The 20,061-nt window shown below is 56.3% G+C and carries 22 protein-coding genes and 2 pseudogenes; 11 read left to right on the top strand and 13 right to left on the bottom strand.

The genetic code is table 11. The features are described 5' to 3' along the window. The first annotated feature begins 112 nt into the window (after positions 1-112). The 3 genes from ACSQ3D_RS27570 to ACSQ3D_RS27560 all read left to right on the top strand — a co-directional run bounded on the left by ACSQ3D_RS27570 (position 113) and on the right by ACSQ3D_RS27560 (position 2,787). The gene (locus ACSQ3D_RS27570; RefSeq protein WP_436128986.1) at positions 113-1,636 is read left to right on the top strand and encodes an iron-containing redox enzyme family protein; all 1,524 of its coding nucleotides are present in this window, start codon (positions 113-115) and stop codon (positions 1,634-1,636) included. A 325-nt stretch (positions 1,637-1,961) separates the two neighbouring features. Then, positions 1,962-2,306: a hypothetical protein gene (locus tag ACSQ3D_RS27565; protein ID WP_436128985.1), complete on the top strand. Its 345-nt coding sequence runs from the start codon at positions 1,962-1,964 to the stop codon at positions 2,304-2,306. Positions 2,307-2,439: 133 nt separating this feature from the next. Beyond that, positions 2,440-2,787 carry a hypothetical protein gene (locus tag ACSQ3D_RS27560; RefSeq protein ID WP_436128984.1) on the top strand — a complete coding sequence of 116 codons (348 nt, stop codon included), beginning with the start codon at positions 2,440-2,442 and terminating at the stop codon, positions 2,785-2,787. A 344-nt stretch (positions 2,788-3,131) separates the two neighbouring features. Here ACSQ3D_RS27560 and ACSQ3D_RS27555 read toward each other — a convergent pair whose 3' ends face one another. The 7 genes and pseudogenes from ACSQ3D_RS27555 to ACSQ3D_RS27525 form a co-directional block, all read right to left on the bottom strand. Continuing rightward, positions 3,132-4,286, bottom strand: coding sequence for a cytochrome b/b6 domain-containing protein (locus ACSQ3D_RS27555; protein WP_436128983.1), 1,155 nt, complete (start codon positions 4,284-4,286; stop codon positions 3,132-3,134). After that, positions 4,283-4,543, bottom strand: coding sequence for a transposase domain-containing protein (locus tag ACSQ3D_RS27550; RefSeq protein WP_436128996.1), 261 nt, complete (start codon positions 4,541-4,543; stop codon positions 4,283-4,285). The genes ACSQ3D_RS27555 and ACSQ3D_RS27550 overlap by 4 nt, the downstream gene beginning before the upstream one ends. After that, a pseudogene (locus ACSQ3D_RS27545) lies at positions 4,541-5,023 on the bottom strand (IS66 family transposase); the annotation flags it as partial. The pseudogene ACSQ3D_RS27545 and the gene ACSQ3D_RS27550, both read right to left, overlap by 3 nt. Next, positions 5,010-5,590, bottom strand: a pseudogene (tnpC, locus tag ACSQ3D_RS27540) (IS66 family transposase); the annotation flags it as partial. The pseudogenes ACSQ3D_RS27545 and tnpC, both read right to left, overlap by 14 nt. Before the next feature lie 66 nt (positions 5,591-5,656). Then, positions 5,657-5,881 (bottom strand): transposase domain-containing protein, encoded by a 225-nt coding sequence (locus ACSQ3D_RS27535; protein WP_436128982.1) that lies wholly within the window; start codon positions 5,879-5,881, stop codon positions 5,657-5,659. An 89-nt stretch (positions 5,882-5,970) separates the two neighbouring features. Continuing rightward, positions 5,971-6,270, bottom strand: a complete 300-nt coding sequence (tnpB, locus tag ACSQ3D_RS27530) for an IS66 family insertion sequence element accessory protein TnpB (RefSeq protein ID WP_436128981.1) — start codon at positions 6,268-6,270, stop codon at positions 5,971-5,973. A gap of 1,338 nt (positions 6,271-7,608) precedes the next feature. Further along, the gene (locus ACSQ3D_RS27525) at positions 7,609-7,815 is read right to left on the bottom strand and encodes a hypothetical protein (protein ID WP_436128980.1); all 207 of its coding nucleotides are present in this window, start codon (positions 7,813-7,815) and stop codon (positions 7,609-7,611) included. 446 nt (positions 7,816-8,261) lie between these two features. On the opposite strand from ACSQ3D_RS27525, the gene ACSQ3D_RS27520 reads away from it, so the two are divergent. From ACSQ3D_RS27520 to ACSQ3D_RS27495, 6 genes are all read left to right on the top strand, one after another. After that, positions 8,262-8,756, top strand: a complete 495-nt coding sequence (locus ACSQ3D_RS27520) for a hemerythrin domain-containing protein (RefSeq protein ID WP_436128979.1) — start codon at positions 8,262-8,264, stop codon at positions 8,754-8,756. A 72-nt stretch (positions 8,757-8,828) separates the two neighbouring features. Next, positions 8,829-9,224 (top strand): hypothetical protein, encoded by a 396-nt coding sequence (locus tag ACSQ3D_RS27515; protein WP_436128978.1) that lies wholly within the window; start codon positions 8,829-8,831, stop codon positions 9,222-9,224. Positions 9,225-9,716: 492 nt separating this feature from the next. After that, positions 9,717-9,980, top strand: coding sequence for a hypothetical protein (locus tag ACSQ3D_RS27510; protein ID WP_436128977.1), 264 nt, complete (start codon positions 9,717-9,719; stop codon positions 9,978-9,980). A 1,830-nt stretch (positions 9,981-11,810) separates the two neighbouring features. Continuing rightward, entirely contained in the window at positions 11,811-12,302 is a 492-nt protein-coding gene (locus ACSQ3D_RS27505) for a hypothetical protein (protein ID WP_436128976.1), read from the top strand. A gap of 618 nt (positions 12,303-12,920) precedes the next feature. After that, positions 12,921-13,244: a cysteine hydrolase family protein gene (locus ACSQ3D_RS27500; RefSeq protein ID WP_436128975.1), complete on the top strand. Its 324-nt coding sequence runs from the start codon at positions 12,921-12,923 to the stop codon at positions 13,242-13,244. A gap of 35 nt (positions 13,245-13,279) precedes the next feature. After that, complete coding sequence (locus ACSQ3D_RS27495) at positions 13,280-13,444, top strand: hypothetical protein (RefSeq protein WP_436128974.1); 165 nt, start codon at positions 13,280-13,282, stop codon at positions 13,442-13,444. A gap of 259 nt (positions 13,445-13,703) precedes the next feature. Here the strand turns inward: ACSQ3D_RS27495 and ACSQ3D_RS27490 are convergent, their stop codons facing one another. From ACSQ3D_RS27490 to ACSQ3D_RS27480, 3 genes are read right to left on the bottom strand one after another with little or no spacing between them, the layout of a single operon-like run. After that, positions 13,704-14,840 (bottom strand): PAS domain-containing sensor histidine kinase, encoded by a 1,137-nt coding sequence (locus tag ACSQ3D_RS27490; RefSeq protein WP_436128973.1) that lies wholly within the window; start codon positions 14,838-14,840, stop codon positions 13,704-13,706. A gap of 1 nt (position 14,841) precedes the next feature. Continuing rightward, complete coding sequence (locus ACSQ3D_RS27485; RefSeq protein WP_436128972.1) at positions 14,842-15,645, bottom strand: alpha/beta fold hydrolase; 804 nt, start codon at positions 15,643-15,645, stop codon at positions 14,842-14,844. A 54-nt stretch (positions 15,646-15,699) separates the two neighbouring features. After that, positions 15,700-16,107, bottom strand: coding sequence for a response regulator (locus tag ACSQ3D_RS27480; RefSeq protein WP_436128971.1), 408 nt, complete (start codon positions 16,105-16,107; stop codon positions 15,700-15,702). A 291-nt stretch (positions 16,108-16,398) separates the two neighbouring features. Between ACSQ3D_RS27480 and ACSQ3D_RS27475 the strand changes: the two genes are divergently transcribed. Then, positions 16,399-16,530 carry a hypothetical protein gene (locus ACSQ3D_RS27475; RefSeq protein WP_436128970.1) on the top strand — a complete coding sequence of 44 codons (132 nt, stop codon included), beginning with the start codon at positions 16,399-16,401 and terminating at the stop codon, positions 16,528-16,530. A 135-nt stretch (positions 16,531-16,665) separates the two neighbouring features. Here ACSQ3D_RS27475 and ACSQ3D_RS27470 read toward each other — a convergent pair whose 3' ends face one another. From ACSQ3D_RS27470 to ACSQ3D_RS27460, 3 genes are all read right to left on the bottom strand, one after another. After that, positions 16,666-17,277: an SAM-dependent methyltransferase gene (locus ACSQ3D_RS27470; RefSeq protein ID WP_436128969.1), complete on the bottom strand. Its 612-nt coding sequence runs from the start codon at positions 17,275-17,277 to the stop codon at positions 16,666-16,668. Continuing rightward, positions 17,274-17,972 (bottom strand): PIG-L deacetylase family protein, encoded by a 699-nt coding sequence (locus ACSQ3D_RS27465; RefSeq protein WP_436128995.1) that lies wholly within the window; start codon positions 17,970-17,972, stop codon positions 17,274-17,276. The genes ACSQ3D_RS27470 and ACSQ3D_RS27465 overlap by 4 nt, the downstream gene beginning before the upstream one ends. An 85-nt stretch (positions 17,973-18,057) precedes the next feature. Beyond that, positions 18,058-19,116, bottom strand: coding sequence for an acyl-CoA dehydrogenase (locus tag ACSQ3D_RS27460; RefSeq protein WP_436128968.1), 1,059 nt, complete (start codon positions 19,114-19,116; stop codon positions 18,058-18,060). 225 nt (positions 19,117-19,341) lie between these two features. Here ACSQ3D_RS27460 and ACSQ3D_RS27455 point away from each other — a divergent pair, with 225 nt between their 5' ends. Then, the gene (locus ACSQ3D_RS27455; RefSeq protein ID WP_436128967.1) at positions 19,342-20,028 is read left to right on the top strand and encodes a glycosyltransferase; all 687 of its coding nucleotides are present in this window, start codon (positions 19,342-19,344) and stop codon (positions 20,026-20,028) included. The last annotated feature ends 33 nt before the right edge of the window (positions 20,029-20,061 follow it).

The following is a 20,061-nucleotide window of genomic DNA, read 5'->3' as shown; positions in this document are numbered from 1 at the left end:
ATTTCGTAGGCCAGCGCCCACGCGAGAATGGCCTCTGGCCCGATGAAGAGTCCAGTTGGTTGGTGCGAAACTTTGTTTTTTTAATCCTAGCGTACTTGCCATGTCAGCCTTCATGAAGGTCCTCTCCCAATGTACGACAAGAGGTCTAGAAGCGCCGCGCTCTCACGCTGCCGTCAGTTCCTTCAACGACGAAGGCCATTCTTTCCACCACTTGTACAGTCGGCTTGCCAATGGAATTCCCTGCGCCAACGATATAGCGCAATCGGCAGAGATGCTGGCCGGAGCGCTGGAGCGCACCCGTACGCACATGGATGACCTGCCCGCCGACCCCGCCGACCTCACCACTTGGATGACCACTAACGTGGAGCGCGTTCACACCGAATACCAGTCCTACCTGCAATCGCGCAAGGAAGGTGCCCCGCGGCGTTACTTCGGCAACCGCGCGCATGCGTTGTACTTTCTGCGGCAGGTATCCCCCACCAAACTGGTCGACGGTGCGTGGCTCTACGGCCTGTGCGCGCACGCAGCCAACCCGCGCCTGTCCAACCTGGTCACGACCTACCTCGAAGAGCTGGGCAACGGGGAGCCGGACAAGAACCATGTGACGCTCTACCGCAACCTGCTGTCACGCTACGGGCTGGACCCGGTCGATGGCCTGCCCGATGCGCTGTATGAGCAAGGGCTGATCCAGTTGGCGCTGGGATGGAACGCGCAGGACTTCCTGCCCGAAGTCATCGGCTTCAACCTGGCGTACGAGCAGTTGCCACTGCACCTGCTCATCACATCGTACGAGCTCAACGAGCTGGGCATCGACCCGTATTACTTCACCCTGCACGTCACCGTCGACAACGCCGACACCGGGCACGCGCGCCGCGCCTGCCAGGCAGCGCTGGAGGCCGCCCCCCGCATGCCTGACGGCGGCGAATACTGGCAGCGGGTGCGGGCCGGCGCCAAGCTGGGCAACCTTGGCGTGAGCACCATGGATGTGATCCAGGGCTTCGACATCGAGGCCGAAGTGGTCCGCATCATGGCGCACAAGTCCCCGGCCGGCAACGGCGCACATTCGGACTTTTGCAAAGTGGAGGGCCGCAGCGTGAACGACTGGCTGTCGGTTCCCGAGGAGATGTCGACCTTCCTGGCAGCGCTTGAGCGCAACGGCTGGATCAAGAGGAACCGGCCGGTGGACGAGAGCCGATTCTGGAAGCTGCTGCAAGGCGAGCGCGCGGAAATGTTCGGCGTGTTTTCTGGTTATGAGCTGCAGGTCATCCACGACTGGATCCGGGGCGCCGACAGCGCCGACGGCGCGGCGTTTGAAACGGCGGGTGCGGCGGCTGCGGATGGCGCGCAAGCGGCGGCAGGCCCCCGCCGCCTGATGAGCTTTCGGGTCGCTGAAAGGCTGCGTCAAGCCCGGGGCGGTGCGCAGGGGCCCAGCGACGCGTCGCTCGATGCCGACTTTGCGATCTTTCGCGAGCGGTATCCAACGCTGCAAGGTGAAGCGCAGCGCGAGCTGCTGCAGCAAGCCCTGTCGCCTGCGCTGCACTGGACACCCGCGGGCCTGGAAGCCACACGTGAATTTGTGCGGGTGCTGCATGGCGCTGCCGCGCCAACGCAGCGTGCCGCGCTGCTAATTCCTTGATACTCGTTTGTGCGCAAATTGACTACCTTGGAAAATTACATGAGTCCAAATCCGAAATCCGATGGCGTGTGCCACTCATCGGCGCGCAATGCGCATGCCACAAAACGTTTGATGACGATTGCCGCAGTGCTCATTGCGTTTCTGCTGATGGTTGTCTGGGTTCCCTGGTAAATTGCTTGGGGCACGCGCCCAAGGAAGGATTGTCGAAAAGGAGGGGCATTGGTCGCCGCCTCCGAAGCGCAGACTTTGCGCCGCGGCCTGGCCGTCCAAACCTGTGGGAAACTGGTTGAATGCGAGCTTATGCAGGACCATGAGGAGCACCATGATGTTTGTTCGTAAGTTCGTAGCTGTCACTGTTCTTACGTTAACCAGTCACACATCACAAGCCCAGTCTGCCATCCTTCCCAGCGCGGCGCACTATCAATGCGCATCTTGGCTCGATGCGCGAAGAGAGCCCGGCTCGTCGAAAGCTCACACCATGGTCGCATGGACGTGGGGATACATCTCCGGAGTTGCACATGCTGATCGTCGATTTAGAGGGGTCGAACTTCCAAGCGCGCTTAGCGTATCGGCGTGGATGGATTCGTATTGCGAACAAAACTCCCGCAACAACATTTTGCTTGGTGCAAATCGTTTGATGGAAGAACTGGCATCCAAAAAGCAGCTTTAATCGTCCTGTGCGGAACGGCCATCGAGTCGCTTGTCTATCCGTTTTCCCTCTACTAAACCACGCCGCCCCTAACACGAGTTGGTCCACCCACCTACACGATGAATTTCCTCCGCAACCAACGCTACTAAAACTCATGACTTCTGAGCACAAACAATTGATTGAAGAGCTTCAGGCTCGGGTCACTGAGCTGGAACAGACACTCGGACGGCTTACCGAGGCGCTTCTGAACACGCAGGACACCCTGCAAAAGCGTGGCTCCCAACTGGACGGTGCAACCGCGGTTCTCATTGGTATCGCAAATACGGTTGCCAAGTCATCCGAGTTGAACGAGATAGGGCAAACTATCGTCAAAGCGGCTATAGAAGGTCAACTGGCATCCAGCCTCGGCTCTAATATAACAGATGCACACATTCACGGTACAAGCGCATGGGCCTATCGTCTACTTCCAACGCAATGGAAAGACGGATACTTGCCCAAGTAGCACGGACCCAGCACCGGTGTTTCTTGTGACCTGAAACATCTAGTCCTCTCGGAGTTGCCCGACTTCCTCCATCACCATTAAAGGGGGCTCTGATAAGTGCATTCGCGATCCCTTTGTTCTTATTGCCCAAGATGACTGGGCGGTCAACAAGATCTTGCCCTTCAGCATATTAATTACTTAGGGCATCCGAAGAACGGGCTGTGTTATGCGTCGAGCCCCTCTCCTGCGATATGCTCGCGGTATCCCACAGCTCAAAAAACATGTCGCCCGCCACAGCGTTTCTCCCAGAAGGTTTGCCGGGCCAAATGGCCAAAAGCGTCGCCTCGTTCCCTTGGTCCACTCATTCATTGGGACCTCCCGATCAATGGCCGGTGAGTCTTAAGAACGCCCTGACGCTTGTGGCCGGTCTTCTGCACAAGACGGGCATGCCTGATCGTGAACGGGGAAGCCCACAGCCAAGCCAGGACCAGCAAGCTCACCGCGGGCAGAAACAGCCAGAAACCCGACCAGGACTCGTCGTGAACGCCCGCGAACATGTGGTTGGTGTTGTCTCGCAGGCCGGTCACCAGCACCATCACGCCGTGGGCAGCGATGAACAGCACGAACCAAAGGAAAGAGAGGAAGTGGATGGAGCGCGCCACCTGGCGATTGAGGATGCGCCCCAGCCAACCGGGCTTGTTGGAGAACGCCGGGCCTTGCAAGATGCCTGTGGCGATGGACACCGGCTCCGCGATGAACACTGTCACGAAGTAGGTCAATTGCTGCAGGCCGTTGTAGCGTGTCCATCCCTGGTCCACCGGGAAGTTCAAGGACGCGTACTGGATGCCGGTCGAAAGTGCATTGGGGAAAACATCCCAGCCCAGCGGCACGATGCGTTGCCATTGATCGGTCGCAAAGATCAGTCCATAGAACGCGATGCCGTTCAGCGTCCACCGGAAGTTGACCGAGAAATGCCACCACCGCGCTAGCCCGATGGTGTGGCGCAGTCCTGTGATGCCGAGCCACTGGGGCAGGGTGACGGCGTCATCCTTGGCGGTCCAGATGCGGTCGGCGGGCACCTCGTGTTGAAACCGGAACCATTCGGTCCCCGGTGTGCTGTCGCGTTTCCAGTAGAGCCTGGGGTGGTCCGCCAGAATCTGAATGCCGGCTCGGATGATGAACAGCATGAAGAACATGTTCAGGAAATGTTGCAGCCTGAGCCACCACGGGAAGCCAGTCGACACCACCGGCGTCGACGGCGCGATCCCCGGATGCTGCCGAATGAATTCCTGTACGACCGTGAGCTCGCGCAACGATTGCGCGGTAGCCACCGCGGCCAGCAGCAGGGCCACCGCGATGGGCAAGAGCCAAAGGGTGTTGAACCACCCCCGTCCGAAACGGATATGGGGCAGGATGCCGTTGCGCGGCGGCGTCCAATGGGCCAGGCGAATTCGATCATCAGCTTCGCTCAGCTTGTCGTCAAGGACGTCGTGAGAGCAGTGGGAACTTTGGTGTGTCATACCGTGGGATGGTCCGTGTGAAACTGGTTCTTCAGGGAATACAACCTAGTTATGCTCCCCATCCGACATGGCTGACCTGTCTGAAGTTCGCCATGCGGTATGCCCCGACGATGCCGTAGCAACTCCGCAATGCGAAGGGCGGGCTGCGTCGGAAGCTTGATTAACACGTCCTTCAAGTAAGCCCATGGCTCCATTCCATTGAGCTTGGCCGACTGGATTATGCTTATGACGGCCGCCGCTCGCTTGCCCGCCCGCATGGTTCCGGCGAAGAGCCAGTTCGATCGCCCCAGCGCGACCGGCCGGATGCGGTTCTCGACCCAGTTATTATCGATGGGCAGCATGGCATCATCGAGGTAGCGCGTCAGCGCAGCCCAACGTTTGAGGCTGTAGTCGATGGCCTCGGCTGTGGCGGAGCCGTCTGGCACCTTCTGTCTGTGTAGCGTGAGCCAGATATGCAGGGCATCGGCCACGGGCTTGGCCTGGCTCTGCCGGGCCTGCAACCTCTGCTCCGGCGCTGACGCCTGGACCTAGCGCTCGATCGGGTACAGCTTGCCGAAGCGGCTCAGCGCCTGCTCGGCGATCTGGCTGTGATGGTTGGCCCAGACTTCGTAGAACTTGCGCCGTGCGTGGGCCATGCAGCCCACCTCCAGCAAGCCCCTGAGCGAGCAGTGCGTTGTAGCCGGAGTAGTCGTCGCAGACCAGCGCACCGCGCCAGTCGCCCAGCAACTCCATCGCATGCCCACCCACACGGCTCTCGGCAAAATCGTAAACGACGATGCGGCTATCCTCGAACTGGCCGGTGCAGTAGCTCCACAGATACGCCTGATGCGCCTTGCCGGCGCCGGGATCAAGCATCGCTACCGGAGTCTCGTCGGCATGCAGCACGCGATGGCTGAGCATCTCCCCTTGAGCGCATCCACAAGCGGCTGCAACTGCACGCCGCAGGCGCCGACCCAGGCGGCCAGTGTCGAGCGCGGCAAGACCACACCGGAGCGGGCGTAGATGCCTTCTTGCCTATACGGCGGTTGATGGTCGGCGTACTTGGCGACCAGCACCTGGGCGAGCAGGCCGGCAGTCGGGATGCCTTTGTCGATGACGTGCGACTCAACCGGCGCTTGCACTAGGCGCTCGCATTTGGCGCAGGCCCACTTGCCACGAATGTGACGCTCGACGGTGAAAACGCCAGGCTCGTAGTCCAGCTTCTCGGCCACGTCCTCGCCGATGCGCTTCATCTGGCAGCCGCAAGCACACAGGGTGTTGTGGGGTTCATGGCGGAACTCACGGCGTTGAAGCTCTGCGGGCAAGGCACCGCGCTTGCGTGTCTGACGCTCAAGAGCCGCGGGCTTTGTGGCGAGTTGCTGCAGTTCGCTTTACACCGCCTCCAGGTCTTCATCGACCGAGTCTTCAAGCAGGCTGAGCTGATCGCCTTGGAAGACTTCGCTGGTGGCGGCGAACTTCATCCGGTTGAGCACCGCGTTCTCGTGCGTGAGCTTGTCGATGGTCGCCTGCTTGTGGCGGACCTCGTTCAGCAGTCGCTCGGTCAACTCGCGCCGTTGCGCGGGTGTCAGGTTATCGAGCTGGGCTTTGTAGATCACGAGAACGCATTTTGCCCGCTCCAACGCCAGCAGGCATCGGCACTTCAGGCAATTTCGCTAAAGCACGCGGATGACTCCGGCCTCACCCATCATCTGCCAGGGAAGCCCAGCACGAGTGCCTCGAGTTGCACGCGGCTTAGCGTCAGTGTGCCTTCGACGTTATGGGGCCAGATGAACTTGCCGCGATGCAGTCGTCTGGCGGCCAGCCAGATGCCGATCCCGTCGTGCACCAGCACCTTCATTCGATTGGCCCTGCGGTTGGCAAAGAGGTACGCCGTGCGCGGGTGTGTTGCACCGAAGACCTTCACCACACGCGCCAGTGTGGACTCGGTGCCAGCGCGCATGTCCAGCGGCTCTACCGCCATCCCTACTGAGTCAATGCGGATCAACGCAGCAACTCGCGTAGCCAGTGCGAACACTCAGTCATGGCAGATAGTGGCCAGTTCACGGTCACCGCCAACGGCCCCCGTCGAAGTTCGATGCGCACTTCGCCGACGGGCCCGGCTGGAGCCATGGCCAGCAGGATGAAGCTTGTCGTCGGTTCCGCCACCGACACGCATTCCTGCGGTTGTGCCTGGCGACGCCATTTGTGCACCCGGTTCGCGTTTGAGGCCATGCGAGAGCGCGATGCGGGCCACGGAGGCTCCTGGCTGCTGACACTCTGCCAGCACGGCCTTCTTCAAGTCTTCGTTGTGGCGGCGTCGAGCCACCTGTGGGGTGTCTGGCATGGTGTCCACTTGTGCTTCTTGGGCACTTTCGTCGGCGCTGCGCCACCCAATCTCAAGATGGGATGGCCGGACGCATACGGTAGCGCTCCCAGCCAAGCCTGCGCGAAACATTGACACCGATAGGTACAAGCTTCATGCATATGATCGATTTCCCGCGGGATTCGCTTCCTGGAGCGCTGGAAGTGTCCGGTAGGTGGCAGATTCGTCCGGGATGCGACACCTACGCAAGCAGTCGGACGCCTCGCCGTACACGCAGTGAGATAACGCCGCAAAACACCGCCAGGCCTGCAGCACCTAAAAACGCGGTATGGGCCTCAGTAAGCAGCGCAGCTGCGGTGCTGACCCCTACGAGTTGTCCTCGTGCGACCGTGCCCATCAAGGTGGCGAGTGCGGCGACACCCAGCGCGCCGCGCAACTGGCGCGCGGTGTTGGCCAGCCCCGACGCCAGGCCGGCATCCTGCAGGGGCACGCCCGATGTCACCGCGTGCGTGGCCTTGAGGGATCAGCATGCCGAGGCCGGCGCCCGCCATCAGCGTCGGGCCAAGGACATGGGGGATAAACTCCGCCTGCGCAGGCGGAAGGCCCAGCTAGCCAGGCCTGCTGCGGCAAGCAATGCCCCCCACAGCGGCAGGCGCTAGGCACCGCCCGCGCCCATCACTTTCGTGAACACCAGACGCGCTGCAGCCAGCGCCAGGCCCGTGGGCAGCATAGCCAGCCCGTCTCCCGGGGGGCTGAAGCCATCCACCTGCTGCAAGGTCGTGGAGCTCAGGTAGACCGCAGCGCCCAGCAGCCGCCCCCAGACCCAGCATCAGCAGGTTGCCAGCTCCAAGACCGGGCAGCTGAAAGATCGACGGGCGCACCAGCGGGCTGCTGCTGCGACGTTCCACCGCGATGAACAGCACAAACAAAGCGACTGCAGCGGCCAATGCGCCCAGCACCATGGGCGAGTCCCACCCCATCGCGGGGAATGCGTGATGCCAAAGACCAGGGCGGCGCTGCTCAGCGTAAATGCCAGCGCGCCGGGTACATCGAGCTTCGGGCGTCTGCCCGCGCTGCCAGCGCCAGCAGGCTCGAGGCGATGCCGACCATCAGCAATGCGCCCACCGGCACGTTGACGAACATCACCCAGCGCCAGCCCGCCCCCTTGGTCAGCAGGCCGCCGATGACCACGCCGACGCAAAGCCAGCGGAGTTCAACGACGCCCACAGCGCCAGCGCGCTGGGCCTCGCCTGCTTGTCGTGGTGCGCTGCGGCCATGACAAGAGTCAGGGACGAGGTGGCGAGCACGGCAGCGCTCACGCCCTTCATGGCGCGCGCCGCGAGCTATTAGGCCGCACTCGTAGCCAGGCAGCCGATGAGGCTCGACGACGTGAATACGAACAGACCGGCGAGCAGCACAGGCATGCGCAGCCAGGCTGCCTTCGGAGACCGCTTCGATGTAGGCGCTATCTGGGTTGCGGCTTTTGTGAACGCATCATTCGTTGCGACTAACTTAGAAGATGCCTTCGGAGAAGCACTAGGTTGCTCGTGTCCCTATGCAGATTGAAATCCCTGAACCTTTCTTACGTTGAAGCGCTTCTTGCTCCTACGACCGGGCACACTACGCCGGCAAATTATCAGGGCTCCCACTAACTATCACCACAGGACCTCCACATGGCCACCTCCAATCAAAAGCGCGAAAAAGACGCATGCGATCTTCTTGATGCCGATCACCGCGCCGTCAAGAAGATGTTCAAGGAATACGAAGATCTTACGCAATCAAAGTCACGCACCGCAGTACAAAAGCGTCAGCAACTAGCGATCGAAATCTGCAAAGAATTGACGATTCACGCTCAGCTGGAGGAGGAAATCTTCTATCCCGCTGTGCGCGCCGCGATCAGGGAAACGGATCTCTTGGCCGAGGCAGAAGTAGAACATCAAACAGCAAAGGATCTCATCGCACAGATCGAAGCGAGCCCAACGGTTACGCAGGAATTCGACGCAAAGGTCATCGTCTTGGGCGAGTATATTGACCACCATGTCAAAGAAGAACGCAATGAGATGTTCCCCAAGGCTCGCGCTGTAAAAAGGCTGAATCTCGTCGCGATGCGGGATACGCTGCAAGCCCGAAAGGACGAATTGACGGCAGCGGCGGCTGTGCCAGCGTAAGTCGAGATCGGTCTAGCGGGTTACTAAAAAGGGTTGCCTATGGCTCACGGACCTGAATGTGAAGGCTAGTTCATGTTTCTGACACTCGTAGTCGATTCTGAGCGATATCCAGAGGAGGTAGTGCTCGCTGCACTGGATGCTGCTCAAGCCGTCTTATTATCCCGCCGTGTCAAGCCTTTGATTGCGTCGCGCGATAGTGCGGTGCTGCAGGACTGGAATAGTCATTGGCATCCGCCTGACATGGTTTCTGAAGAAGAAACGCATGGGGCCATGGCTTGGGACGACGCCGTGGCACAAGCACGCAAAGTGTTGGGAGCCCTGCCCTCCGACTACCTTGACCTTCAAGTGATTACGTTCAACGAGATTTCCATCATTATGAACCATCATGGACCCAACAGATATGTTTGGCGCCGTAACTGGGCTTGGTTTTTTAATGAATGGGTGCGCCATACGTTGACCAAAGTTTGACACGCCAGTGCTTAGCCGTCGATAGCGATGCGTTAGACTACCTTTTATGGTGTCATCGTTGCCGCATCATTTCTTACCACAGGGGTGAAAAAAATAAGTCATTCCTTCGCCTGCAAACGCCACATTCGTTGCGTTGCAACGGTTGCTTAGTAATTCTTATGACTTCTTTCTCACATAACAATCTGGTTATACCGTTGTGGAAGCAGTCTAATGCGCAAAATTGCGGACTTCCACGGTGTCCGTCTCAAATACGCCAAGCGTTTGATCGATTCTGCTAGGCACGGGCTTGTGGAGCTGTTGAAATCAATTGCCGCGTATTCCAGCTATTGTCTCGACGCACCGAGGAGGCACTAGCACTGAATTTTCAAGCAGCGCCTTGTATATACTTCGTGTGAGCACGTTGTGTGCAAACGCAAACAAGCATTGGTGCTCGCAGCGTCGAAAAACAGAGTCATATGTCGAAATAGCAGCAACCAGACTGATTGGGTACTAATGCCTGAGTGGATCAACCTTATTCAATGGCCAGCCTTTGCTGCTTCCATCGTTGCAGCGTGGCTCGTTGGCTCGCGCGACACAGGCCGTAGAAAAATCGGGTTCTGGGTGTTTTTAGCTAGTAACATCTTGTGGATTTGCTGGGGGGCTGCAGCCGGCGCCAATGCCGTTATAGCTCTCCAGGTGTGCTTGGCGTTCATGAACATTCGAGGACTTATCAAGCTGAAGAAAACTGATCGTTTACACCCTACCGATTGGACGTGAGTGTTTTGCACAAGCTAGCCCCAACGCCCCCCCCCCCTCACATCAAGGGGGATTTTTTAGCATGATTCCTCAACCGCCAAAATTCAACGCAACCCACCTGAGAGCCCACGGGTATCAGCGGTAACAGACGCGGCGTCGTTATAATCTGAAACTGTCGTCCCGCAACTGAAGGCGAAACAGTGATGAGTATTTCATAAAGTCATGTTCTGGCCCCCGACAACTAAGCTGCTGTGCTACCCGATTCTCGGCGCTAATGTGAACCAAGGCGTCCTGCTATGGCGGTCTATCACACAAACTTGACTCGCCCCGCATGTTTGGTCCATTTTCAACCCCCAACACTGGCCCGAGAGATGCATGAATTGGCAAAATCTAAAGCGAAGTTCGGCATATGCCATCTGTGCAGGCAGCGGCAGCTGCTGATGCCGCAAACCATCCTCATCGCGTTCACGGGCTTGCCTTATCCGCAAGACAGCGCTGAGGAGGTGTTCCCAGGCAGTGCGTGCGCGCCGTTGATCGTCGACATGTTTCAGGCAATGGATGACCATCTTCTCTGCGCTATTTGTGAAACATTGTTAGAAAGCCAGTTCGATAGCTATGTATGTCATTTCGCTAGTAACAACAGCGTTAATCCGAGGCCCGGGACCACACTCTTTCGCATATCCAATGTCGATCGCCCACGATTGAGGATGGCCTTCGTAGCAATACTGTGGCGTATGTATTTGTCCAGTGCGGAGTACACGAAGGCGATCAAGCTGCCTGCGCTGCTTGCGGTAGACATTTGGCGATGCTTGGCCCATCAGCGGAAACTTGAAGAAAACAGATTGTCCGTGCAACTCTATCGACTGCCAGGAAAAGCGTATTCACATGCCCTAAACAGAGATCGGCTGGAGAGAGCCATCGTTCCTCCAACTACGCGCCATGAGCCAACGGCGACGTTCTATGAGTTCCTTTTTGAGAGGTTCCTTGTAAGTATCCGGTTCCCAGGACTTAGCACAAGCAAACGCTCGCGTGCAGGCGTCCTCAGCGGTTCGAGCACATCTCTGTCTATCCCTTACCTCGACCCGTGCAAAATGGAGTAGCAGTAGTTTTTTGTCCAAGTCACCTGAAAGTGCTAGCGGCGCAGTCCGAGAGCAGTCTTTGTCTTACGTAAGCCGGCCTTGCCTAACGCTACCTTGGAGGTTCAACGATGGAGTCTCATATGGCCAATCCCGACCGTGCACCAAAGACTGAATCGCCCATTTCAGTGAGCAAAAGTACTAATCCAGCTCAGAACAAAACTGCTTTCTACATTGCAATAGCAGGGGCTGCAGTCGCAATAATTGCTGTCATAGGGTTCAACGTGATGGCGCCGAAAGGACGGCTCGACGCGCCAGGTAAGGCAGCGACCGGGCCCGCGTCTCAAAATAATCCAGTCGACACATCTTCAGGCACTCAGGCGAGTCCACAGCGCGCGGATACACCCACCCCAACAGGCCGAGAGGCAGTAGGGGCTCCCGTGGGTGCCGCTCCTAACCCTTCGCCCAATGCGTCGAATTGAAATTTTCACGTTCTCTCATACTCGACAGCAGACCGAAAAAGCTACAAGACCCGGATTGAGACGCATGTAAACACCAAGACAAAGTGTCAATATGCGAAGTAACTTCGGTCCAACGCACTTGAGTTCGCCAGCTCGCTACGCCAGCCTCCGCCGGTCGTTGCAGTTGGAAAAAAATCTGCGACAACGTAAATTGTTACGGTCATGTCAAAGGGAACTGTCGAAAAGTTGTTCGGCAATCAAAAAACGGCTCTAAAACGTTTTTTGCAACAAAAAAATTCACTTTTTGAAAGTAAATGCAACGTCAGAAAATGCTGACATCTTTGTTTCGCCATAAGGAAGACAATAACATCATGCGACACTACCTCCAATCCCCCACGCCCTCAACTACTAAAACGTTTCAACCGATAGATCTTTCCGCAAAATGGGATTGTGGCGTTGTCTCAAAAGTTCGCTCTGTCCGCGTAGCTGCTTTTTCTGGCAAACGTGATTTTGAAGACGGAGATTATCGCCTCGCCGCTGCCGTAGGGGTACTGCAATTGACTGGTCATAGAGAAGGTGCTGTTCGAACGGAATTGCTTATTGGCTTCTCGAACGCTAACGATTTGCCGCAGCCGACGTTTCATCTTGACGATACGCGGGCTTTCGGAACCATGTCTCTAGCGGCTAGCAGCTTTGGGCCGTTGATGCAACTTGTCCATTTGCCTAACGCGCATTTCAGAATAAGTAGCGACGTGAATCTTATAGGCGTCGCTTCTGATCCTGCAATGTTGTTGCAAACACAATAAACGCAGTACACTCAGATTAAAACATTGTCGAATGAGCATGGTGACAAACATGCCTTTTATCATTCTGTCCATAGTTTATAAGTGGCTATTTAAATAGTATATGGGGCATTAAAATCAGCGTTTTATGTGCGCAATTTTCGGTAAGATGTTGCGGTCGGGACATCTGTGCCCGGCTTTTTCGCTTTGAAACTACACGACGCGTCAACTTGCTTGTTGCATGACTGGCGCAACCCGCCCTACCTATCCCTTTACTATCTTACACTGCCTATTATTTAGATTGCTTCGGATAAAGCTTCGTGCCAGGCCAGCCCACGTTCATATTGTTGTTTAGAGCTTAGAAGTAAACAGGCTGAATGGTGTTGTCGTAGTAAAAATTAGTCGGAAGGCACTGCGCTAGTACCGGACGTGCAGTGAACGAGACTCGGCAGCAATATGTAAGGCGCGAAACCAGAAGGCAAAAAGTTTCGCCAACTAATCGAGATCAAAGGTATCGCGAACAAAGCCTAGCAATGAAATCATTGAATTCTACAAAAGAGTTCAGGGACTAGCATATGTCAAAAAAGCACTTCAATCTTTGATGGTATCTCACAACAAACACTGAAAAAGACGCAGCGTGTAATGCTGGTTGTGGATTTCATCAATCCCCTACAATTCCCCGGTGCGGAAAACCTTCTCAAAGCTGCTTTACAGGCTGCATATACTACTTCGAAGCTCAAGCAGCGCCTGAAAGAGAGCGGTGCTACGGTCATCTATGCAAATGATAATTATGGAATTTGGCGTTCCGAGTTTCGTGACCTGCTGCAAGCTTGCAAAGCGCTGCCGGGAGCGAGAGGCGAAATTGCGAAGATGCTAGCCCCCTCGGGAGACGATCTCACTATTTTGAAGCCTTTGCACTCAGCCTTTCACGGTACACCACTCGAACATCTTTTAAAGGAGATATAGGCAAAGGAATTAATATTACTGGATTGTCAGCGGATATGTGCATACATCTAACTGCCATGGATGCATATATGCGTGTATTTAAAATATGGATACCCGTTGATTGTACCGCCGCAGAGAATATAACATCTAAAAATTCGGCGTTAAATCATATTTCTAAAGTTTTCAAATGCTCCATCCGGAAAAGCACTGGCCACCTATAGTCAGTTCTTTGCTCTCGTTAAAACTCTATATCAACTAACGAATCCAAAGAAATCTTCTAGCAATCGCTCTAAAGACGAGGGCAGTATCGACCGCAGCTTTCTACAGTGCTGCTCTTTAAATCCTCGCAACAACGACTGATAATGGTTCTGGTCCGCGGCACCCTTCCGCCGCAACGTCTAACGATTTACCATCAGGTCGCCCGAGGTGGTGGGCATTAACCACATTCAATTACAGTTAGGCCAGCATTGAAAAGACTTTTCAATCAAGGCCAGTCGCATCGGAAGAAAAAATCTCAAAAATAGTGCCTCGTTCTTCGTCAGAGCTGAGCTTCACGGAGCCACCGTGCGCTTTCGCCAGTTCGCTGACAATAAAAAGTCCCAGGCCCACATTTCTATTTGCGCTGTCTTCAGCCACGCCTCGCACCATGGGGGTAAAGATCCGTGTCTGCACATCGCTCGCGATGGGGATACCCCAGTTGTGTACGGCAACACGCCATGTCGCGCCACTAATGGTAGAGGTAACTGTGATTGGTTGGTCGCATGCGCCGTAACTCACAGCGTTAGAGACGAGGTTTCCGATTGCCTGGGTCACCCTGTTGGGATCAATTAGGGATGTGCCGTCGCCCTCACGGATATGTATGATGCTGTGACTCGGAAACGCCAGTGAAATCTCCTCGACTGCAAGCGCTACGGTGGTGTGCAAGTCAGCCGGTACCAGGTGGACAGTAAGGCCGCCACCAATCCGCGCAGAAGTGAAATCGAGCAAATCCCTAACGAGTTCAGTAGCCCGATCGGCTGCTCGTTGGATTTTTCGAAGCGTTGCGTTTTTATCCGGTGCAGCGCCTTGTTTTTCGAGAAGGTGAAGCCCCAGTCGGATAGTCGACAGTGGATTGCGAAGATCGTGGCCGACGATTCCGATCATTTGCTCTGCAAAAAGTGCACGATCTTCCGACTGTTTTTTCAGTGACGTCGCTTCTTCAACAGCAATTTCAAGCTTTTGCCGTGAAAGCAGCAATTCCTTTTCATACCTGTCCCGATCTCTCGCTACAAATACGGCCACCCTTAAAAGCCATGAGCCATCATGTTGAAACCTAGTTGCATTAAATACGATCGGTACTACGGTTGTGTCGCGATGATGTAAATCGAGCTTCACCTCGGCGATGGATCCCTGCATCACCAACAATGGGGCGAGGTGAGTTTGGTAAAGAATTCGGCCGCCCATCGCTAAAAAGTCCTGGAAACGTAGCTGCCCCACCAACTCTCCGGAAGAATATCCAGTCCATTCACAGAACGAACTGTTGGCTTGAAGAATCAAGCCTTTCGAATCCAAAGTGAGAACACCACAGGGGAGGTGTGCATACGGATCAAAATCGGCTACCCCTGCCGCTTCGGACATGTCAGAAACCTTGTACTTTAAAGAACTCATCCATGGCATCGGCACTGGCACTGGGTTGGCTCAAATGCGGACAATGCCCCACGTTTTCAATAATCCGTAATGTGCTCCGCGGCAAGACGCGGTGCATGTAAGTGCCCACCGAAATGGGAGCGATCATGTCTTCATCGCATTGCAAAATTAAAGTAGGAGTTTGAAGCTGCCGCAACTCCTCACGGCAATCAGACAGAAAAGTAACGCGCGCAAAATGCTTTGCGATGTTTGGATCCGTGCGGCAAAAACTATTGCTCAACTCTTGCCCCAGCTCAGGTTGCTCCGGGCTGCCCATAATGGCTGGCGCCATGGTGCTGGACCATCCGAGGTAGTTGCTCTCCAGCGCCTCCAACAGCGAGTCGATGTCCTGACGCGAAAATCCACCAACATAATCACCATCGTTGAGATAGCACGGTGATGGGCCCACCATCACGTGACCGGCGATCAGCCCGGGCGCCGCAAGATCAGCCAGCATGCCGATCATTGCACTGACCGAATGCCCTACTACAATTACAGGCCCCTCGGCGAACTCTCTAATAAGCTCCACAAGGTCGTCGGCATACCCTTGCAAGCTGCTGTACTTGTTGGGATCAAATGCAGCCAAGTCCGAATTACCGCCGCCTACCAAGTCAAAAAGTACTGTCTTGTATTGACGGGCATAGGCCGGAGCCAACAGGCGCCACATGTTTTGGTCGCACCCGAAACCATGCGCAAAAAATAGGGTTGCAGGACCTTCCCCAGACACATGTACGTTGTTACGAGCTTTTAAATCCATCACCATTTTCCGTTCTAACAGTTAATAGGCTCCCATAAACGCAATGGTCCGGAATCACGAACGTGCGATGTCTAGGACATCCTGGGATTTCGGCCCCCGCAAGATACGGTGCACCACGGCATCAAGCCGCTCAAAATCCAGCGGTTTTCCGAAAATGTAGTCAAATCCAACGAGCACGAACTCCTGACCTCCAACTACGTCTCCTCTCAATGCAATTGCTACTGGGACCGGGCGGGCGTACTCCGTCGCCAAGCGTTTTAAGTGGCCCACCAATCGCACTCCCGAAATGCCCATCGGATGATCGTCAACTATCACCAGGGAGGGCCACCTTGCCATCATGGTCGATGCAGCCTGCTCTACGGACTCAGCTGTACTCACCTCGTACCCTTGCATTTCGAAAAGCTCACGGTAGATGAGAAGCAACTCAGCGTAGTCGTTAACGATTAGGATCGTTTTATTCATGGACAACATCAAACATGTAACACTGCATGGTACGCTGTTTGCCGCAAGAACTCGAGAATAAACCGAGCGAGAGCTGGGGTAGGTGCACCAACGCGTCGATGGTATGGTGTTGTGGTACGCGTGCTGGCCCTCTCCAAAGCCCTTGGCGATCTGCATCCAACGCTTGAGGTGGGACGAAACCCTGCCGCTCGTGGTGCCGTCGACTCGCCTGTCGCGCGCGTTCATTTAGCATCACCATGGCGCGGCGCGGCGCGGCAGGGCAAGCCGATCCAGCCGTTATGCGGCGCGCTGATGAGCACGCCCGCGGCCTGCATGTCCACCCGCATGACGCCGGACGCCATGCAGTCCATCACCAACCAGCGCGCCCACATCGTGCGCCGAGGCCGTCGCGCGCGCTCGCCCATCCACCCAACCCGGATCTAAAACGTTATGCTTTGCCGTCAAGTGTTAGCCTCAGGGGCGGCTACCGGAACAACAATTACTGTTCCATCACCTACCATCTCGGAGGTTTGGCAGCCCGGTTTTCCTCGCATTGGGAGCCTCAGACCATGGCGAGGTTCACCGTTGTTCGCGCTGTGCCGGCGTTTGTGGGTCGACACACCAGACGTCCAAACAGAAATCCTCGTCTCGCCAACGCGCCACGTGCGGCATATGCAGATGGGAATGGAGAATTTCATGCACACGTTCTCCGCCTAGTGGTGCGCCATCGAAGGGGTGTCGCCAATGACAGGCAACTACTGAGGCAATGGGCCCCGACCTGTTCAAGGTAGTTCGGCATCGCTCAGCCAAGTGCGATATGTCGTGCTCGTTTAGATAGTAGACCATCTCGCTTAGCACAATCAGATCGAAGTCACTCTCAGGCCAATGCTCGGGCACCCAGCCATGCCCGGTGCGCGCTCCGGGGAAAGAACTGAGCCGCTCTGCGGTGTATTCGACAGCGCTTTGTGCTCCATCCCACGCTAACAACTGATCGCAGCGCTGCGCCAGCTGCTGCGACAGAAAACCGCTAGCGCATCCCGGTTCGAAGATCGCGCGGAAGTGACTGTGCGGCAGACTCGCAAGAAGCAAGTTGCACTTTCGAGCTTCATACCAGCTGCTCTCGAAACACCAAGGGTCGCGGTCATTCACAAAGAGTGTTTCGAACTCGTCCTTTATGGCTCGCGTGATCATTGCGTGTAAAAAAAGTATTCGACGGGCCACTCTGCGCGCTCGACAAGCGCAGTATCCAAAACGGCTGGTAGCGTCGGAGATCGCTCCGTGAGTTGCGATCGATGCTCATCCAGAGCGAGGCGTTTGAGTGCCACCGCGTGGCTATCGAGCCGCATAGCGCAAAGTCGTGTCCAATCCACTTGTGGGTCCAGCGGATTGGCCCAGTGCCACATCCACACTGGTGCCTCCAGGAGCGGAACGCCAAGTGAGAGGCAGGCGTTAGCACAAGCGTTCCCGCAGGCCTCGTGATCCGGGTGGCCATCACGCCGCCACGTCGTGCACACAACATCATCTGAACACAGCAACGCCTCCACGCGGTCCGCCAATTCGCTGACACGCGCTTGCAATCCGCCATCCGGAAATCTTAACCGCACTACAGAGTCCCCAGGGATGCCCAGTTGGCGTAGACCTGCGGTGCTCTCCTCTTGACGCTGCAACGCTAAATTTTTGGGGTCATAACCAGCGCTGCCAAGATGGCTGGCCTCTCCATCCGTCACTGCTACTACCAGGCAGGTGCCCCCACTCGCGACATGCTGATGAATCAGCGCGCCACACGCCAGGACCTCATCGTCCGGATGGGGAGCCACTACAACCAATCGGTGCCCATTTGGTACCAAATCGGTCGCAGAGACACTTTGAATCCCACGCGCCTTCATCCACGACTGCCAAAAGGCCGACGGCATGCGCGGAGTAGAAATCAAGCGACTTCCTGGATGAAGCGGTTGACTGTACATACTTTTGTCAAAGCTTCCACGGATACTCGCCCCGTTCTAAGATTGCGGTAGCGAGGGCCGCGTCATCGCGATCACCATGGCTTTGCCGGATAAATAGTTGCAGGTCTGCTACGGCGCGGGCGAACGCCGCGTCGCGCGTAAAAGGGGTTGCACCCAGTGCTCGACCAGTTTCCTCCAGCACAGACATAGCCGCTGCCTCTGCTGCTTGCCGCGCGCGCAGGGCTACTGCCATAGCGTTCGCCTCCGGATTGGCGTCAATCCATGCAGCACTCTCGTGAAGAAGCGCCACAAGGCCTCCGAGGACACGGTCTACCTTACCCAACGCGCAGGCGAGGTACGGCCTGCCCGGGTGAAGGGCATCACCTTGTTGCATGAACTTGTACAACTTGTCAGCGACAGCCAGTGCTCCGCCATACCAGCAGGCTGCAATGCCAGCACCACCGTGCCAGAACCCAGGGCGTCGCAGGTAATCGCCAGGCCGGCCGACTAAGGTGGCCGGAGTCTGGTCAAAAACGACTTTCGAAGCGTGCGCCTCCACCATGCCTGATGACGACCATGCATCGCTTGCAATTCGGATGGAGGGGTCAGACATACTTACTGACACGAGTTGACATTCGGGCTCCTCTGGCAGCCAGGCGGTCAGCAAGGCGCGCTTGGCTACCCGTGCGCCAGAACACCAAAATTTGGAGCCAGAAATGACTGTTTGGCCAGTGCCAGCCTGCGTCTTGACGCGTACGCGATGGCTCGGGGATTCTGCTGCCCACATCGCCCAGCATTCTTGTATTGGCGCACTCACTGCGTCAAGCTCTTGAAGGATTGCAACCGCATCGGTATGACCTTCGTACAACTTCGCAAGTGACATGTTATGAAGAGATACATAGGACAGCGCCCGCCAGCGCTGCAGGGTTTCCCCCCCGCCGGGAAACGGAAGAGTGCCGAAACCCGAATTCAGGATGTTCAGAAGTTGATGATCAACTGGTAGATCGGCAGATAAGGCAAGGAGCTTGTTCAGCCCGGCCGCAATACCGTTCTGTTCAATATATGTAGTTAGCGATTCGTCACTCATTGGCAGGTCCCTAACATATCATCATAGGTTCTGTACGTCGGCTACCCGTCAGGCACTAGGGTTCATCAATGTGGGACTACGCCCTATCTCAGCAGTATCCCGCACGGCCTGCGTTGACAGAAGAAGGAGCGCTATTCCCACAAACGACAATTCGGAAGGCTTTAACGTCCATGGATACTCTCACCTCCCACGCCTCACAACATTGGCACCTACTACCCAACATCCATGATTGCAGTCATCGTCCCTGCCCATGATGAGGAGGCACACATCGTCCCGTGCTTGCTCTCCCTTCTTAAGGCAGCGTCCTGCCCCTGTTTGTCCGGTGAACTGGTGAGCATCTTTGTCGTACTCGACGATTGCTCGGACAGGACCGAGATGCTTGCTCAAAGTTTCGAAGGGGTTCGCACTGTTTGCACCAAATCCCGAAATGTGGGCGCTGCACGCGACGTCGGCGCTAAAGCCGCCATGGCTGCTGGTGCCAGGTGGCTGGCGTTCACTGATGCAGATAGCGAAGTAGCGCCTGATTGGATCAGTCAGCAGTTGGGTTTACACGCCGATGCAGTGTGTGGCACCGTGCAGGTACGCGATTGGAGTGCTCACTGCAACGAAGTACAACTGCAATTTCATTCGCTCTACCAGGATCGCGATGGACATCGCCATATTCACGGAGCCAACTTGGGGATCACCGCGAAGGCTTATCACGCAGCCGGCGGCTTCCCACCGTTGGTCACAGGTGAGGATGTAGCACTCGTACACAGCGTGGAACGGCGTGGCCTTTCGATCGCATGGACAGCCGCGGCGCGCGTCACAACGAGTGCACGCCGGCATTTTAGGGCTCCAGGGGGATTTGGAGCGACCCTTGTACGTCTGGGTGAAGGTCTCCTGGATTCGCATCCGGTTGCCCAAGGCTAGTTTCATTATCTAGTGAATCATGCACTCGGCATT

Origin of the sequence: Acidovorax sp. LjRoot117 (genome assembly GCF_964252695.1) — a bacterium.
Lineage (GTDB): Bacteria > Pseudomonadota > Gammaproteobacteria > Burkholderiales > Burkholderiaceae_C > Acidovorax.
The sequence above is the reverse complement of the archived record's forward strand: the minus strand, read 5'-3'. Positions and strand labels throughout refer to the sequence as shown.